We start from the raw sequence: 17,666 nt of genomic DNA, 5'->3' as shown, positions 1-17,666 counted from the left end.
TAACTTCCTCCTAAATATCGAATCCAAATCCACCAGCAAATGGATTATCAATGGTAAATTCAACTCTCTCAGTTTCAACTTTTGTTTCTTCATTTTTTACTACTAAATAAACTTTTTCGTTTGTATCGTAATTACGATTTACGAAATCAAAGGTAAAATTCGTGAATCGTTCACTCGATTGACTAGAAGTTGAGTCAGCATAATAAGTGTTTTGGTTGGTAATTAGATTTCCATTCTTATTTTCAAAATAAAGCGAATATTGAGCTTTTGTCACGGAATCACTAATCGCTTCTGTTTGATAAAACTCCAAAGCAACAGATAAGCCAATAATCTTTCGTTTAGCAGTCATTAATTGAATTGTAACTGTTTCTTTTTGTGCTGAGCCACGAGCTACACCTATTTCCAATACAGGAACTATCATCTCCTGAGGGGATGAACCACCATGAACATAGTTCTGACCACCACCAGCCTTTTTGAAAATAGCTGAAGTTTCTGGAAAATGAACATAACGTTCATCTTCATTATGCAATACATCTCCTAGTTTTACAGAACCAATACCAATTTCATCATAATGGTTTTTACTAATAATGAACCGTCGCTCAATATGATCTAAATCAGAACTAGATGGATTCTCAATTTTTTCATGTTCCTCCACCCTAGATCTTGTGTAAATAAATCCATGATCGCTTGTGATAATAAAGCGATAAACATTTGCACCATTTGAAATAAATTGAATAAGTGTTATCAGTTCATTAATCGTCTTTTCTACTGCATCAAATACTTGAGGCTCTGTTCCAATTTTATCCCCAGTGGCATCTATTTTATCATGATAAAGATAAATCACATCCTGACCGTTAAACACGTCACGGAGTTCTTTTGCACTTGACTTCTCCATAACTTTTTCATAAGTAGTTGCTAATGAATTTGAATTTTTTTCTTTAAGAATTTTGTCTCTTGCAGCTGTACCTTGTGTTTTCAGACCATTTACTCGAATATCCGTATCTTTAATATATTCATAAGATCCATGACTTCCACGTAATGAAGCAGCCTTACCGAATTCCGTTACTGAAGGCAATACTGTGAAAATTGTATTCATCTTTGCCGAGTATTTTTTTTCTTGTTCAAGAAATTGTTGAATTTCCTTCGCTATTTCATAACGTAACGCGTCTGAAATGATTACAACAGTTTTTATTTTATTTTTTGCAAATTTATCGTAGAAGTCAAGCATTGATGTTCTTTCATCTAATTGTAATAAGTCATTCCACAAGCGACCAATCTCATCCAAAAATGACCTATATTGTTTTTCAACCAGCATTTGTAGTTTAGTAAACTGATCTTGTCTAGCAAATTTATCTAGATGCCAAATAAACTTACGATAATATCGATCTACCAAATAAGATGATGTTTCATAATCCTTAACAACAGATGTAAACTGGTTATAATTAGTATTTAAGACATATTTTAGTATCTTCTGAGCATTCAAAATTGCTTCATATTGATGCACATATTTAAGACCAAAATGTGACCGTTCTTTAAGTATCAATGCATCTGACAATGTTATTCCACTAATTGTTGGTGTTAAGTCTCCGCTCATTAATTGACGAATATAATATTGAATTACCAGATCGTGAATCGGCTCAAATATATCCGCTGCCAATAATTCTTCGATAGGCACTTTAGAAAGAAGTTTGTCTCCTCCAATCAGGCAGTAGATATCTCTGCTTAACTTATCAAATATTACCATGTAACGGGAATCGTTCATCACACCATCCATAAACGAAACAATTGCAGTTGTTTGATTAAGAACTTCATATTCTTTTAAGCTAGGTGGTAATTCTTGATGTCCTAGCTGGCCATAGAAAGCATTTGCAAAAAATGAGATGGCTAATTTTTGAATTGTTGGTTTCTCAGAAGTATACCCATAGTATTTAGAGATATATTTCCAGAGCACCTCTTGTAAATCAAAACTCGCTAGTTGATCATACAAGTTGCTTGAATCATTGGCATAATCAACCAACAAAGCTTGAATAATACTATAAATTTGAGCCATGTTTGCTTTTGCCACAACAGCTATTAATGTTATTTCAAGTTCCTGTTTAGATTTGATTTCAGTAGTCATGAGTTTTTCAAAAGCAGATATACGGGATTTTGCTTTGAAGAACTTGGCATGACTTTTCATTATATCGTGTAAATCCGATGGAATATTAAGTTGTGTCATTATAAGCGAAATCCGATCTGCACTAAATTGACTTGAATATTTTAATATGCTCAATAGATGATTATTTTCATCATCATCATCCATTTTTTTAAACGGAGCATAGACTAGATAGTTATTTTTTGTATCTTCGATTTCAAAGAATCGTTTAGTCATAAGCTGAGTATGTGGCTCAAGTTTGTAGATTTTGGCATCCCTTAGTTGAATACGTGCTTTATCAATATCTTCCTCAAATTCTTTTTCTGGATCAAACCAAAAAATGAGTTTACGTTCTCCATAAGTTACGAAAAGCTCATTCAAACGAGTTTGAATTTGACTTAAATTTAAATCTGCCATCTTTTTTCTCCTTAAGGTTCTTTTACACCTTTAGTCAAAATCAAAAATCTCTCTCCGCTATCTGGATCACGTTGTAGTTTATCATAGTTCACAATTACTCCATCATCCAAATCAAGAGAAATTTTCTTTAAAGCAAGGTGTCCAAGCTTCTCATCAAACTCATACAGCTCTTTTAATTGTTTTTTAATTTTGCTAATTTCTTTATCGTATTGAGCTGATTGCCCAGCATTTGATGTTGCTAATTTTTGACTTTCACGTAATTCAATTCGAGAATTGTAAGCTTGACTCAATTTTGTAACATAATCAATGCGTAAATGTCCAAGCAAGTTCTCATCATATCGATGTAAATACATTAATGCTTTCACACCATTTGCTTTTCCAGAATCAAATTGCCAATAGATTGGACGTTTTTTATAAGTTGTCATATGGTCAGTATAGAATTTAGATACAAAATACTTTCGAATCTTTGCACGACTTGTTCCATTACCGGGTAGAACATCTGAAATATAGTCTAAATTCTCTTCTAATGTTTCTTTTCCATAGACAGTAGAGATGAATTCTATGAATTTTATTACAATATCACTTTGATCATCTTGGAAATATTCATCATCCGTAATTAATAAAATGTTATCTACATCTGGCTTAAATTTATGGTAACGGGATATATCGAAGTCTCCACCAGCAAAGATAAGTCCTTCTTCATCTAATGAGTATCTCCCGAACATGCATCCAACTGCATAACTAATCAACGATTTAATATCACGTTTACGATCCGCTAAAGAAACAGATATTTCTCTATCATCTACATGATAATCAAGCTCATCTTGTAACCCATAAAGTTTAATAAAAATTTTGTTTAATTCCTCTTCATTTGATTTCAACTGGTTAAAGCGATCTTGCGATTCCTTCTTCCATGCCTCGAATTTATCTTTGATTAATATAGCCACTTTACAACCCCCCCATTTATCTCTATTTTACATTATACTGTGTTTTTATAACATTTGTATTATTAGTTGTTAATTTTTTTGCTGTAAAGTCATATTCTTATTATGTATGAATAATTAGGAGGAGAAACATTCAAATGACTACAAACTTGACACTCGATAACTATTTTTTTGAATGGATGGAAACATTCAAAAAACCAGCAATTTCTTCAGTTACTTACGTAAAGTACCAAAACACACATCAACATATTAAAAAATACTTTGGTGATATCAAATTCAACAAGGTAACTCGACAAAACTACCAAACTGTTTTGAATAGATTTGCAAAAACTCATGCTAAACGCACCACTTCAGGATTTCATAAACAAATTCGGGCAGCAGTCATTGACGCACTTGAAGAAGGAATTATTGACACGGATTTTACGCGTAAAGCGATTATAACTGGTCGTGAAAAAGTTAAAGAAAAAGTAATGTTCCACTCTTATTCAGAATGGCAAGCCTTAATTCGAGCAACTAAAATTTCGACTAACTCTTATGATTTTATTATTTATCTCTCGGCGATGACTGGACTTAGGTTCGCAGAAGTCCTCGGATTGACTGTTGAAGATATTAGTTTTAAAAATAAACTTATCATTGTAAATAAGACTTGGGATTACAAATATCATACTGGTTTCAAACCGACAAAAAACTCAAGTTCTGTTCGAACCATTGACGTAGATACAAAAACACTCCACGTAATCAAAAATATGATGCGTATCAGAAAATTTAAAAAACCACAGCAAAAAATTTGTGAAAATGAAGATGGTAGATTGCCTGTTAGTGCTACCATTAACCGTCATCTCGAAAAGCTTTGTACTAAACTCAATATCTCCCCTATTTCGTTTCATGGTTTACGACACACTCATGCTTCTATTCTTTTGTTTAAAGATGTCAATATTTTAAGTGTTAGTCGAAGACTTGGACATAAAGATGTAACCACAACTCAGAGTGTGTATCTTCATATCATTAAAGAAATGGAGGAACGAGAAACAAAACTGATCATGAGAATTATGATGAAAGCACTATCAGAATGATTTTGCTTTACAAGAACTAAAACTTTTGGATAATGCTATGGGATCTGGGCATATTTTAGTTTATGCTTTTGACGTATTCATGCAGCTTTACGTTGCTGAAGGCTATCGTGAGCGTGATGCAGCTGAATTCATTATGACTAATAATTTATACGGTTTAGAAATTGATAAACGTGCCTATCAATTGGCTTATTTTGCTATCATGATGAAAGGTCGGGAATACAATCGGAAAATTCTAAATAAAAATGTAAAGTTGAATTTATATCAATTTATCGACTCTGAAGATATTCCAACTGAATATTTTGAGCGTTTAGATGAACTCTCAACTCTTCCACGGACTGAATTCACAAAAAAACTCAATCAACTTAAATCTATTCTTGAACAGTTTGCTCATGCAACAGAAATTGGATCAGTCTTGCACTTTAACAGTGTAAAAAAGAAAAAAATTGCTGAATTGCGTGAGTTTGTAAATGTATTTGATAATTTTTCTGATATGGATATTCTTTATCAATTACCTGAAGCTCATGAAAAAATAGCAAAACTTCTCGACATTGTTGAAGTCATTGTCTCAAAATATACAACCGTGGTAACTAATCCTCCGTACTTAAATAAAATGAGTAATATACTTGATAAATACGTCAAAAATAATTATCCAGAAGTTAAAACAGACTTGTTCTCTGTATTTATCAAAATGAACAGCCAAATGCTTGTTAAGGATGGATATGCAGGATTTATGACACCATTTGTATGGATGTTCATTAAGTCTTACGAAGAACTACGCACTTTTTTAATTACCGATAAAAGTCTCTCAAACCTAGTTCAAATGGAATACTCGGCATTTGAAGAGGCCACTGTTCCAGTTTGTTGTTTTACAATTAAAAATACCAAAAATGAACCTGTTGGAAATTATTTCAAACTGTCTGATTTTCGTGGTGGTATGGAAGTTCAAAAAGCGAAGGTTCTTGAGGGAGTTAAGAATCCAACTGTGAGTTATGTTTACCAAACAAACCAGGAGAGTTTTACAAAAATTCCGGGTAGTCCGATATCGTTTTGGGTAAGCGAAAATACCTTTAATATTTTTGCAAGTAATGCCAGTTTTGAAGATATTTACCACACTAGGGCAGGTATGATTACTGGTAATAATAAACATTTCATAAGAATGTGGCATGAAATTGGAAGAGATAAAATAGGCTTGTTAGTACCAAACAGACAAACAGCATCAGCATCAGAGAAAAAGTGGTTTCCTTATAGTAAAGGCGGTGAATTCAAAAGATGGTATGGAAATAATGAATTTGTTATTAACTGGGAAAATGATGGGAGCTGTATAAGAAATCTGAAAAATAAAAATGGGAAAATTCCAGCACATGCGTTTAATCTAGATTATATATTTCATTCCCAAATCACTTGGTCATCACTTTCGAGTAGAAATTTTGCTGCTCGATATTGTGTTGAGGGATTTTTATTTGATGCTAGTGGATCTTTTGCAATTGTCCCAGAGTGCAAAAAAAAATATGTATTATCTTATCTTAACAGCAAGGTAGTAAAATACTATTTAAATTTATTAAATCCAACATTGAACTTCCAAAAGGGAAATATAAACGCATTACCTTTGGTAAAAACTACAAATTGTATAATTGAAGAATTTGCGAAAACCAATATAAACATTTCTAAAGCAGAGTGGGATTCCTTTGAACAATCATGGGACTTTTCTCGACACCCTTTAATTTGAATAAAAAGAAGCAAGCACTTAAATAAAATATTTGCTTCTTTTTTATTTATATTTGCGAATAAACCACAAGTTTTACTTGTGGGGGTGAAAAACTCCCTTTCGATATAATAGTTTTTGGCTACCAACCAAGACTAAAATCGAAAGGGAGTTTTTACTTTAGATGAATATTTCTAGATTTATGGGATATTTGAAAGGGAGGAGCGCCGTTATAATTCATGAAAGACATGCCAATTTAAAATATAATTACGGCAATAGAAGTTTTTGGGCACGCGGATATTATGTTAGCATGGTTGGGTTAAATCAAAGAATTATCCAGAAATACATTCAAGAACAAGAAGCAGAGGATCAGGTCAATGATAGAATTAGTAAACGGGAATATATTGATCCATTTAAAAAGTCAAAATGAGATTAAAATAATGCGGTAGCGGTTGGTAGTGTTTTGTTGGGCGCATTAAGGGGACTTTTTGCGTTGAGGCAAGGGGCTGTGCCATAAGTCCTTCAAAATAGAAGAGATTAGTGAAAATCGTTCTTTGATTTTCACTAATCTCTTCTTTTGGTTTATAAAACAGTTATAATTGGTGCCTTTCGCCACCAATTTTCTAATATTCATTGCCATCAAGGCAATTCCAGCTTCCCTTTTTACCTTCTCAAGACCTCTAACCGAAAATTTTTTAAAACCCAAACAAGCCTTCAATCCACCAAAAACTGATTCAACATCTATTTTACGTTGTCCGTAAATTGAACCAGTTTGGTGATTTGAAAGCAACTTGCGTTCCTTAGCTTTGAAATACTCCCATGCGCTATTAATACTTATTTTACGAGGATTTCCGTTTTTAGTGAATGCTCGGTGATCAATTTTAAAATCGTTATCGTATTTGTTTGCCTGATACTCTTTAAATTCACGTACAAATCCGTACTTATCTTTGCGCTTACGGTAAGCATAAAAACTAAATCTAACTCCCTGCAGATCAATAAAATAATCGTCTTTAGGATGATACGCCCAATTCATGACCTTACGGTCATCACTTTTCCATTTGCGACTATTTTCTTTTAACATTGTCCCATATGGAATTAACGCTGTATGTTCAGGTAATTCATCTTCGAGATATCGATAATTTGATTCTGAACCGTATCCTGCATCAGCCACAATATACTTACCTAAAGTTCCAGCTGCTTTTTGTTGCTGTAAAAAAGGAATTAATGTTTTGGTATCTCCTGGATTTTGAAAAATGCCGAAGGCAGTTACAAATTGTTTACTTGTGGCGATTTGTAGATTATAAGCCGGTTTTAGCTGTCCGTTGAGCATTGGATCTTCCTTAACACGCATGAAAGTTGCATCATGATCTGTTTTTGAATAACTATTTCTTTTACCATAAATTCTGGTTTGTATTTTATGAGCTAATAATTTAGTTTGCCGTAACTTAAGTTTTCGTTTTAAAGATTTTAGTTTTCGACGCCTTGACTTGTCTGGGTTTGGAGAGATATGTTCTTTTTCAATCTTTTTATTCAAATCTTTCAAGTCATTTTCTAACCGCAAGGTAATTTCATCAAGCATTTCTAAAGTAAGATCTGTCTCTGCTGGGAGCTGACACTTAAACTTAGCGTCATTTAATTCTTCCAGAAGGGTTATAATCGCAGAGCGATTAAGCTTGTCAAAACGAATCGTATTCTTACGCCAAACAAAACTATATTTATTGGCATCAGCTAAAATTTTAGTCCCGTCAATAAAAGTAACTTCATCAATAAAATTGTTTTGTTTCAGATATTTGGTTAGTTTTAGAATACATTGATTAATCAAGCTCTCAACTTCATCTGAAATTCTAAAACGACAAATTGTTCGGTAGGCTGGAACCTGTTCTTGTGTCAGCCAACGGGCTGCCAAATTCTCCTCTGCCAAGGTATTAATACGGCGACTACTAAAGATACCTTTTGTGTACGCAAACAAAATTAATTTTAAAAGTACACGCAGATCATACTTACGCGGTCGTCCAAAGATGTAAGGATCATTAATTTTAAGGTCTTCAACTATTTGATTAATCATCCGTGCAGGATGATTTTCTTTTGGCTCCCAGTCAGTTTTAATACTAAGTACAGTCTGATTTATGTTATAATTATTGTACATTTTGATTATCCTTTCTATAGGGGTATTGTTTTTGAAAGTACTGGCTCCAACCAGTGCTTTTTTATTTTTAATTATACCAAAAGAGCTTCACCAGAAAAATCATTACTTTCTCTGGTGAAGCTCTTTCACTTAGGGACTTATGGCACAGCCCCTAAAAAAGCCACCAGCTATGCTGGTGGATGGTTACTATATTAGCGGGTGCCTGTTAAAATTCCAAGAAATTTCATATGAATTCCAATCAAGTTGGGACAGTTCAATGCACTTGTTAGCTATTGCGGATATCGCATTATCTTGGTTAGTAAATATTATAGGAATCCTAGCTATGTCACCAGCCGTATAATTCATACTTTCATTAAGTGCAGATACACATAACTGACTAACTTTTGTATTTGTAATCCCAAGAATTTTCTTCAATAGGCTATCATCATCCGAATATATTGCCATACTTGCATCGTTATTTACAAATCCACTTTCAGAATAACGAAGTGCCAATTTTCCGCTAGTAATTTTGGTCCATTCGACACAAGGTTTAAAATAAAAATACGGAGAACGGTGTCCTTTGTTACTTTCAATCATTCTATAATGAATGGAATCAAATTTCATTACAAACTCATCATTTCCATACCATCGTCTAAAATCTCCACCTTTGTTTATTGGAATGTAACCTTCTTTTTGTATCTCTGCATTATTACAGACATCAAATTGGATTTTATTAAATGAAGGTTCGGTCCATTGCCTGAAGAACAAATCATTTTGACCAGTAAACATTCCTTTTTTTACATCTGCCATATTACCCAATTGTTTTCCTACAATAAAATCATGAATTAGGTTTTCACTTACCCAATACGAAATTGGCTGTCCTGGAATTTTAGTAAAATTATTCTGAATAGTAGAATAAAAATAATCTGCATTTCCAGCTTCAATAGCTTCAAGTACTTTTGTTTCTTTAAGTTTGTGATTTGTGAAATCAACAAGCCTTAAGTAACTACCAACATAGTTTTTATATTTTAGTGGTGACATTACGAAAGCTGTAGTTTGAACAACTTCACCACCAATTTCTTCAAAAGCATGAGTACCTAAATGAGTCATATTGATTATAGTTTGTCTATTAATTTTGCCACGTAGTTTCTCAAAACTAGATAAAAACATCCAGGCATGTTGCGTAATCATTGCATAATAACCTGATGATTTAACCATCTTTTCAATCCGCTCAATAAATACACCAAATAAATCACTTTTGCTATCTGGATAGTTTTTCTTCACAAAATTTGATAATTCTTTATTCATACTTGAGCTACTCATGTAAGGTGGATTCGTAATTCCAATATCATACTTTTGTTGTAACAGCTCCCCAACATGTACCATCTTACTGATTGCATGATTCAAAAATGACACAGTACCTTTATCGAATCCAGCTTTTAGATTATCAAAATTGATTCCCTTAAACTCAATCAACGATCCTAAATCTGCGCCATCCTTGAATCCATCAACTAACCGCAACAAATCTTGATGAGCAGTTTGTTGATTAGGAAATTCCATGTTCAATAATTGAAGTTCAGTTTCACCAATTCCTAAATTATCTGGTACAGCATAAACATTTAGCTTGATATCCTTAAATAAAATCCGTCTTGAATATTGACGTCCTTTCATCATTAAGGCAAAGTAGGACAATTGAAAGGCACGCTTATCAATATCTAGTCCGTAAAGGTTATTCATCAGAATTAACTCTGCAGCATCCCGTTTTCTATATCCTTCGGCGATGTATAACTGAATTAGAACATCAAAAGCATACACAAGGATGTGACCACTTCCCATTGAAAGATCAATCAGTTTTAGTTCTTGTAAAGCAATAACACTTCTGTTCTTACGTTCATCTGCAATTTTTAACTGTACATCTTCAGGTTGTTCAGCAGTTGGTAAATAATATTTCCACCCAAATTCAGCTGCAATTTCTTTCTCAGTACGTGTTTCCGCAGGATTAGCCATCTTTTGGTCAATATAGTAACGACCAAGTGAATTTTGTACCATATAACGTACAATCCAGTCTGGTGTAAATAATTGTGTTGCAGCGGGGATTTCATCCGCACGAATCTTACGATGACCACGAGCAAATACCTTATCTTTGGGCTCAGTATTGTAATATTGGTACATCCATCCAATAATTTCTACTTGACCGCCCTTTTCCACGTTGAAATCTTCTTCTGGGATCGTCAACAAGTTTGCAAGCACTCCATTATCATCTATGTACGAGATTGTAAATAATAGTTCCGTGTAGTCATCAATATGTTCAAATAAATCGGGTAACAGTTGGTTCAAACTATTACATTGTTTGATAAAAACAAGTTGATAAAGTTCATCTACTGCATCAGCGGAGTTAACTGATATTAATTTCATTGCTTTGCCTTGAGTTGCTGCATCCATTTCCTGATACAACTCCGAATCTAATAGACTTGTGATGATATCAGGTTCTTTTTTCCCAACAACTTCACTTGAAAGAACACGTTGATGACCTGGTAAATAGCCATTTATTTCCATAAAGCGAATAGCGATTAACCGATTAAACCAAGTGTATGATACTTCTTCAACTAAGTTGTCAAAAGCGATTGTTACACGTGTCTTTTCTTTTGGATCAATCTGCTTTTCACGTGAATTTAACACTTCAACTAACTTAGTACGATTAATAACATCTTTACCTGTAAAACGTTCACCATTTGAGGGAATTTCGATAATGTCGTTCCCAATCTTGGTAACTTCTTCAATACCACTATCTGTAATACCCAACTTAGCCAATTTATTGATAACACTGTCACGGAGTTTCATCCGAGACTCCATAGCAAAAGTTTTAATTGCTTTTTTATCCATTTAAAACACTCCTATCCATTACAGTAGAATATCTAATTCATTATCATCATTTAATTTTGAAAGTAACTCTTGTTTCAAGTTATTTACGAAAATATCAACATCTGCTTCAGAATTAATCCGTTGGCGAGGTTTAATCAGGTCTTTCATATATACATTTTTCACCTTTTTAACTGATTTAACTGAAATTGGGACAACTCTTGATTTAGTGGGTGTCAGATAAGCTTGACCACCTTGTACAGCTTTTTCAGCTGCTTCCTCACGTCTGCGATTTTCCTCTATAGTGAACTTTTTTGTAAAAGTATGTCGCAATGTATCAGCTTGAGCTTTGAGCAGCACAATTTGGTCAAGAGTTTGCGCGTTTGCTAAAGTATGAATTAAATTATCAAATTTTTGAACTACTTCAGTCTTAAAATTATCACCAATATTGCGGCTGTCCAAGTCCTCTAGAACACCCTGCTTAATTGTATTTATTTTATCAGCAGCAACATTAGACTTGGATTCCATGAAATTCATGTATTCTGTCTCATACTGACCATTCAATTCGCTTAGTTTTGGAATATCACGATATGGGATTGTTTGTTTCATGATATTTCTCATACTTGCAAGGATTGAATTAATTTCATCGGTGGGTTCTTGAATAGTACTATCTTCTATGCGGCTAATATAATCTCTTGCCTTATCCCAGATTGATTTTTGATTACTAGCATGGAAGTTATGAATATCTTCGTAGTCTTCAGCCCAGTCAAGTAACTCTTCTTCATTATTTTTTAAAACCTCAAAGAATGATTTCGTATCACGAGCATTTACGATTTGTTGCAAGACATCAAGTGCTTTACCAATTTCACTTGATTGAGGATAATAATGACCTGGTGTGTCTTTGAAACTATTCAGCTCAGAAATCATTCTTTGAGCTTTTTCATTGAATCGCACGCGCGTTGTGTCATCATTATTTTCGTCTACAATATTACGACTTTTAAATAATTCCTCACCTAAATTATGAACCATTTTTTTCTGGACATCATTTGCCTTTTGACGCATTTTCACACGAATTTTTTCTGGAGATTTGCGATCAGATATAGCCTTTGAAATTTCATTTATATCTGAGTTAGTATTTAGTGGTATTGCATTTTTAAAGAGACTAATACTTCCTTCCATAAACAGGCGAGCAATTGCCCACTCCAAATCTTCATTAACAAATCCGTATGGTGCTTTATCAAGATAGTTGTCTCGTAATGTTTTCATCGTCACAGTAAGGTTCTTATTTTCCTGTAATAAAATATATTGTTTAACATCATTAACTACATTTTGATTTTCTGAATGTGCAAGTAACTCATCCTCACTACATTTTAATAGCCTATTAATATCTGATTCAGAAACAGCTGAATCTATCAAATCATTCTTGTAATAAACAAGGTTAGCCATTTGTTGCAAAGCATCATTGAGAAGTGATTTAAAATCAGAACCCGAAACTTCTAACTTATTGTTATTAAAGTAGAATGTCGCTTGCTTTAGAAAATCATTTAATTGAACATTAATTGAATCACTCAGTTCTTGATTTTCAGATGTTTTTTCAGCCTTAACAGCTACAAAGTTCCTAATAGCACTTGATGTATTAGCAGTGGTAATGTACTTTTCAACTTTTAAGTATGTTCTAATGTGAGCCATAAAATCTTGATCTACAGGCAACTTAATCAACATTTGATTTTTTGTACTTGCTAAGATAAGTTGTGTTTCATTATTCCATAAGGGACAGTCAGGTGTAATAATCTTAACTTCCAGATTAGGATTACTATTTTTGCGATATGCGTAATCATCTACATAAAAGTTATACGTAAAGTTGTAACGATTTTCAAACATGCGCCCCACTACATGAGAGTTCTTATATGAAAATTGATTTCGCCCAATTTTATCATCCAAAATATCTCGAGCAAGCCTATCTTCAACATCAGTCTCATTCAATTCGATATTATTAATCAAACGCGTCACTTCTTGTTCTTCATCTGTTTGAAATACATAATTTTTCAAGTTTTGGCGAATCAAATTCTCACTGATTAGGATCTTCAAAGCGGCTTCAACTTTTTTACGAAGAACTAATTTATCTTCATTTACGTGCCGAATCATCAGATTTGTAATATTATTAAGTGTAGGTTTGATACTTTGATCCACATACTTAATCATAAACAAAACCTTCAAAACTGCTACGTTGAAATGATCGTTTTTATCCGGTACAACTCTTGTATTTTCTTCTGCTTGTTTAATTACCTTTGCATTGTCAGTTTCGTTTAACCATTTTTCAAGCGACGGATAGAATTGATCTAAAGAGACCAAAACAGAACTATCGTTATCAGCATTTCGCTCAGCAGTTTCTTTGAAAAAAGCGAGTAACGAACGTTCTCCCCGAGAGAGATTTGCTCCTTGAATGGAATGTTTTGAGATTTGTGTTAGGATGTTCGCTAATAGGTTAAATTGGTAAGGAATAAACGGATAGACATCCGCATAATTCTCAGAGCCACTATAAAGCTTCAACTCTGGACTGTCTTCAAAAATTAAGGTTTGCTTAATATCACTTTCATAAATTGGGTAGACGGCTTCTAAATAATCTTGACCAGCTATATTTTTAGCAAGTATACGTTTCTGAATAACTTCGTCTGCATTGGCAGATGAAAGTGATAATGTAGTTTCGAAACGCCCTTTAATTTTTGAAAAATCTAAGGCCGCAGCACCAGCTATATCAGTAATCTTATCAATAGCTTGTTGACTAGTTACAATTACCCATGCCTTGCCATGAGATTTGTCACCAAGTTCTTCAACAATAGTTTGTAACTGCAGTGTTAAATCACTATTTCCACCAATGTATTGTCCAATTTCATCCACCAAAAACACAATATGTTCATTATTACCTTTTGACTGAAGGTACTCCTCAACCATCATAGCAAATTCTTCAATACTGATAATATAGTCAGCTTCCAATTTGTTAAACCAAGTTTTTGCGGCATCTTCAGACATATATCCGATACTAACCAAAGTGTCCACTACTGGGTCCTGAATAAAATCAACCTCATGCCGTTCTTTAGTCCATTCAACTCCATTGTTATTTTGGAAAACTTCCTTAAATTCACCATATTTTCCTGCTTTATCTAGACGTCGTTCTAAATCAGCAACTTTAGGATTAGTCGAATATCCTAAGCTATCATTGAAAACCTTCAGGAATACATTTACCAAGCTATTCTTTTCTTCAATCCCGGTCTGATGCTTTGATTCTACATTAAAGAGAATGACATTTGTTGGAGTCTTAACGGCCAAATCCATATTAGCGATAGTCATCGGATCTTTAATTCTTCGTGTTTGTTCATTACCTTCAGTAAGAAAATCAAAAGCCGTTCTCCCACTGATTTCTTTATTCTCAAGAATATAGGAAAGAATTTTTAAAAAGTGAGACTTACCGGAACCAAAGAATCCCTGAATCCAAACACCCATTTTGTTTGTATTTCCAGTGATCCCCTTTTTATAGGCATCAAAAAATGTCCTAAAATGCCCTTGAAGCTCCTTCGTAACAACATATTCGTCTAATTCCTGATAAACTTGTTCATCAGTTGCTTTCGAAGCAGTAATAACGCCCTCAATATTTCGATGAATATCTTTTAAAAACATATCGTTAATTTTCATTTTCTTACCCTCCTAATCAATTCTGAATGCCCTATAGTAGTTAGCATCACGATTCGTGTTTAATATGGTTAATCTCAAACGATCATATTCTCCTGGATACATCATAATAACAGGTCGTTTTGTGTAAACTAAATGCATTTTGTTCAATATTGAATGTGCACGAACTAACGGATAAATTTCACCAATACCAGTTAAAATTACAACGGAGTTATTTCCCACACGGTGTCTGATGTAATCTGTAAAGTACATCTCACTATCATTAAACTCTTCCATCTTCAACAGACGATTAATGCGGGTAGCTACAAACATAATATCGTGTTTTTTCTCCCATTGAGAGATAATATTCAGATAGTTTTTTGACTCAAGAAGTTCCATCATAATTTCGTAAAGATTAAATACTTGAAGTTTGAAGCCATCGACTATTAATGAGTTTTGGTTTTCTAAATAATGGATGTGTTCACGAACTAACAATTCATCTTTGGGATCGTAATCAAAAATATAGTAACCAACTTCATTTCCCAATCCTCGATTTGCTAGAAAATCATCTGATTTAATTGTATTGTCAAGAACACTAAAACGATCTTCTATAGTTTTTTTCATTTACTATATTCCCCCAGTTATTGCTTCTATAATGTCCAAGCGATTAATAGATTTCAACCATTTTAAAACACGTGAATCTAAAATCTTGGGTGTTATAGTATCAACACCCTTAGTCTCGCGAATCAAACCTGATTCAAGTAAATAGTTTTTATAACTGCTTGCTAAACGATTGTAAGTGTAAGGTTTCCAACTAGCTACCACCTTATTGGTTCTTTGCTTTTCAGAAAAAAAAGCCTTGTAATCAGTTGGTGTCAGTTGCAAAACACCCCTTTGAAGTTGAAACTGGTAAACTTCCATCATGAACTCTAACATTAAATCATTCAACAAAAGCACTGAAATCAATATGACAATTTTCTGATTATCAATATTTAAACTTGGAAAAAATTCTTGCATATCTTTTCCTAAAATATTAGCGCGACGTCTTGCTGCATTGCAGATTTCTTTTGCACGACTGGTACTAACAGCCCCAAAAATATTTACTTCATCACTAAGCTGTTTAATCTCTTTATCAATTTTATTGTCATTAAGCATCTCAATGTATTGCTTAGTTTCATAAAACCAGAATCTTTGTGAAACTAATCCTGCACTGTATTTTTTTTCCCTCATGCTGATTATTCTCCTCCAGTATTTGGTTATGGTTGTTTTTAATCTTATTTAATTTATTACTAACCCATTAACACAACTTCTCCAGTTAAACAAATTGTTTATAATTTAAATAAACGTTGTTTTGCTCTTATCCTAGTATTTGGTACACAAATCTTTAGACAGTTGTGCCATAATAAAATAACTAGGATAGGAGTTTTTGTATGAAACGATATACTGATGATTTTAAAGCAAGCATTATTAAAATGCACACCGAGGAAAAGAGATCAGTTCGTTCTCTCTCAGAAGAATATGCAGTGTCTCCTGCATCAATTCATAACTGGATTAAAGATGCAAAATCAGTTGAACTTGATGATGGAACTGAAGTTACTTCTAAAGAATTTAAAAAATTACAAAAAGAGAACCAACGTCTCAAGGAGGAATTGGAGATTTTAAAAGCTGCGGCGGTGTTACTGGGAAAGCGTTAGGGCGAGTTAAAACTCTTGCTTTCATTAAGATTCAGTTACCCTATCACCGCCTATCCTTAATACTCTCAACTTTAAGATTAGCTCGTAGCACCTATTACCATTGGTTGAACTATCAACCTAGTCAACACGATTGTGTTGACCGTCATTTAAAAGCAAGCATTCGAAAAATTTGGGAAGAAAACTATCGCGCTTATGGTTATCCAAGAATCAAACTAGCATTAAATAGACTGGGAATTATAGTTGGTGTCAAACGGATTTTTCGGCTAATGCAAGAAATGAAGATTCACTCTCTCATGCATCGGCGTTTTAAAAAGCCTAATACTCATGTTGATTATTTACAACGTCCCAATCTGATCAAAAACAAGCCAAAAGCTAGTACTTGGCGAGCTGATATTACTTATCTTGAGCTACGACCTGGAACTTGGGTATATCTTAGTTCAGTATATGAGCCAAAAGTTCATAAGATACTCGCATATAAGATAGGACGACAGATGAATGCCAAACTAGTAGTAGATACAGTTAACCAAGCACTTGAACATCATAAAAGGCCAGCATATTTTCATTCAGATATGGGTTCACAATATACGAGCTGTGATGTTGAAAACTTGCTTAGACGACATCAAATCTTCCATTCGTATTCTAAGCAAGGATATCCTTACGATAATAGCCAAATAGAAGGTTTTCATTCATTATTAAAACGAGAATTCGTTTTTCAAACGCACTTCTCAAGCTTTGAGGACTTAATTCTCAGAATCTCAAATTATATTAATTGGTTCAACACTGAAAGAATCAGAACAAGTGTCTAGAAAAACATGTGCCAAATATTGACTTAGGAGCATTTAAAGTCATGCTCAATTTTTTATTTGAGATATTATTCTATCTTTTTTATCAAGTAAACTGTCCACACATTTATTTTATTATATCACTGGATAAAATAAATCAAAAAAAGTTTTTGTACTCAACCAATTTTCCTGTACTTCAAATAATTTTACAATCTTCGCATTTATTATATTCATTTCTACTGCTGATATCGAATAACTACAAAATTTATT

At 33.4% G+C, this 17,666-nt stretch carries 10 protein-coding genes and 1 pseudogene; 4 read left to right on the top strand and 7 right to left on the bottom strand.

Translation table 11 applies throughout. The features are described from left to right. Positions 1–10 precede the first annotated feature (10 nt). Together pglZ and G6O70_RS08060 are read right to left on the bottom strand one after the other, a co-directional pair. Positions 11–2,551, bottom strand: coding sequence for a BREX-1 system phosphatase PglZ type A (gene pglZ / locus G6O70_RS08065; protein ID WP_057869986.1), 2,541 nt, complete (start codon positions 2,549–2,551; stop codon positions 11–13). An 11-nt stretch (positions 2,552–2,562) separates the two neighbouring features. Then, positions 2,563–3,498, bottom strand: coding sequence for a BREX-1 system adenine-specific DNA-methyltransferase PglX (locus G6O70_RS08060; protein WP_057869987.1), 936 nt, complete (start codon positions 3,496–3,498; stop codon positions 2,563–2,565). Positions 3,499–3,632: 134 nt separating this feature from the next. On the opposite strand from G6O70_RS08060, the gene G6O70_RS08055 reads away from it, so the two are divergent. The 3 genes and pseudogenes from G6O70_RS08055 to G6O70_RS08045 form a co-directional block, all read left to right on the top strand. After that, a complete protein-coding gene (locus G6O70_RS08055) occupies positions 3,633–4,568 on the top strand; it encodes a site-specific integrase (RefSeq protein WP_057869988.1) in 936 nt (311 codons plus the stop codon). A gap of 25 nt (positions 4,569–4,593) precedes the next feature. Beyond that, positions 4,594–6,294 carry a BREX-1 system adenine-specific DNA-methyltransferase PglX gene (pglX, locus tag G6O70_RS08050; RefSeq protein WP_057869989.1) on the top strand — a complete coding sequence of 567 codons (1,701 nt, stop codon included), beginning with the start codon at positions 4,594–4,596 and terminating at the stop codon, positions 6,292–6,294. A gap of 160 nt (positions 6,295–6,454) precedes the next feature. Continuing rightward, a pseudogene (locus G6O70_RS08045) lies at positions 6,455–6,700 on the top strand (transposase); the annotation flags it as partial. A gap of 45 nt (positions 6,701–6,745) precedes the next feature. On the opposite strand, the gene G6O70_RS08040 reads toward G6O70_RS08045, so the two are convergent. The 5 genes from G6O70_RS08040 to G6O70_RS08020 all read right to left on the bottom strand — a co-directional run bounded on the left by G6O70_RS08040 (position 6,746) and on the right by G6O70_RS08020 (position 16,150). Further along, positions 6,746–8,416, bottom strand: coding sequence for an IS1182 family transposase (locus G6O70_RS08040; RefSeq protein ID WP_258236131.1), 1,671 nt, complete (start codon positions 8,414–8,416; stop codon positions 6,746–6,748). Between the two features lie 186 nt (positions 8,417–8,602). Next, a complete protein-coding gene (gene pglX / locus G6O70_RS08035; RefSeq protein ID WP_057870362.1) occupies positions 8,603–11,278 on the bottom strand; it encodes a BREX-1 system adenine-specific DNA-methyltransferase PglX in 2,676 nt (891 codons plus the stop codon). Positions 11,279–11,296: 18 nt separating this feature from the next. Continuing rightward, positions 11,297–14,944 carry a BREX system P-loop protein BrxC gene (gene brxC, locus G6O70_RS08030; protein WP_057870363.1) on the bottom strand — a complete coding sequence of 1,216 codons (3,648 nt, stop codon included), beginning with the start codon at positions 14,942–14,944 and terminating at the stop codon, positions 11,297–11,299. A 12-nt stretch (positions 14,945–14,956) separates the two neighbouring features. Further along, positions 14,957–15,544: a BREX protein BrxB domain-containing protein gene (locus tag G6O70_RS08025; protein WP_057870364.1), complete on the bottom strand. Its 588-nt coding sequence runs from the start codon at positions 15,542–15,544 to the stop codon at positions 14,957–14,959. Positions 15,545–15,547: 3 nt separating this feature from the next. Further along, complete coding sequence (locus G6O70_RS08020) at positions 15,548–16,150, bottom strand: DUF1819 family protein (protein ID WP_057870365.1); 603 nt, start codon at positions 16,148–16,150, stop codon at positions 15,548–15,550. Positions 16,151–16,350: 200 nt separating this feature from the next. On the opposite strand from G6O70_RS08020, the gene G6O70_RS08015 reads away from it, so the two are divergent. Further along, positions 16,351–17,420, top strand: a protein-coding gene (locus G6O70_RS08015; protein WP_219934268.1) for an IS3 family transposase whose coding sequence is annotated in 2 segments (ribosomal slippage) — positions 16,351–16,579 and positions 16,579–17,420 — 1,071 coding nt in all. Because the reading frame shifts where the segments join, the coding sequence is not laid out codon by codon here. The last annotated feature ends 246 nt before the right edge of the window (positions 17,421–17,666 follow it).

Origin of the sequence: Liquorilactobacillus hordei DSM 19519 (assembly GCF_019443985.1) — a bacterium.
Lineage (GTDB): Bacteria > Bacillota > Bacilli > Lactobacillales > Lactobacillaceae > Liquorilactobacillus > Liquorilactobacillus hordei.
Note: the sequence above shows the minus strand (reverse complement) of the source record. Positions and strands in the feature narration are given on the sequence as shown.

What these genes read in the sequence shown, in the direction of transcription:
- pglZ (WP_057869986.1), bottom strand. Translation starts at nt 2,551, where the DNA reads ATGGCAGATTTAAATTTAAGTCAAATTCAAACTCGTTTGAATGAGCTT.
- G6O70_RS08055 (WP_057869988.1), top strand. Translation starts at nt 3,633, where the DNA reads ATGACTACAAACTTGACACTCGATAACTATTTTTTTGAATGGATGGAA.
- G6O70_RS08040 (WP_258236131.1), bottom strand. Translation starts at nt 8,416, where the DNA reads ATGTACAATAATTATAACATAAATCAGACTGTACTTAGTATTAAAACT.
- pglX (WP_057870362.1), bottom strand. Translation starts at nt 11,278, where the DNA reads ATGGATAAAAAAGCAATTAAAACTTTTGCTATGGAGTCTCGGATGAAA.
- brxC (WP_057870363.1), bottom strand. Translation starts at nt 14,944, where the DNA reads ATGAAAATTAACGATATGTTTTTAAAAGATATTCATCGAAATATTGAG.
- G6O70_RS08025 (WP_057870364.1), bottom strand. Translation starts at nt 15,544, where the DNA reads ATGAAAAAAACTATAGAAGATCGTTTTAGTGTTCTTGACAATACAATT.
- G6O70_RS08020 (WP_057870365.1), bottom strand. Translation starts at nt 16,150, where the DNA reads ATGAGGGAAAAAAAATACAGTGCAGGATTAGTTTCACAAAGATTCTGG.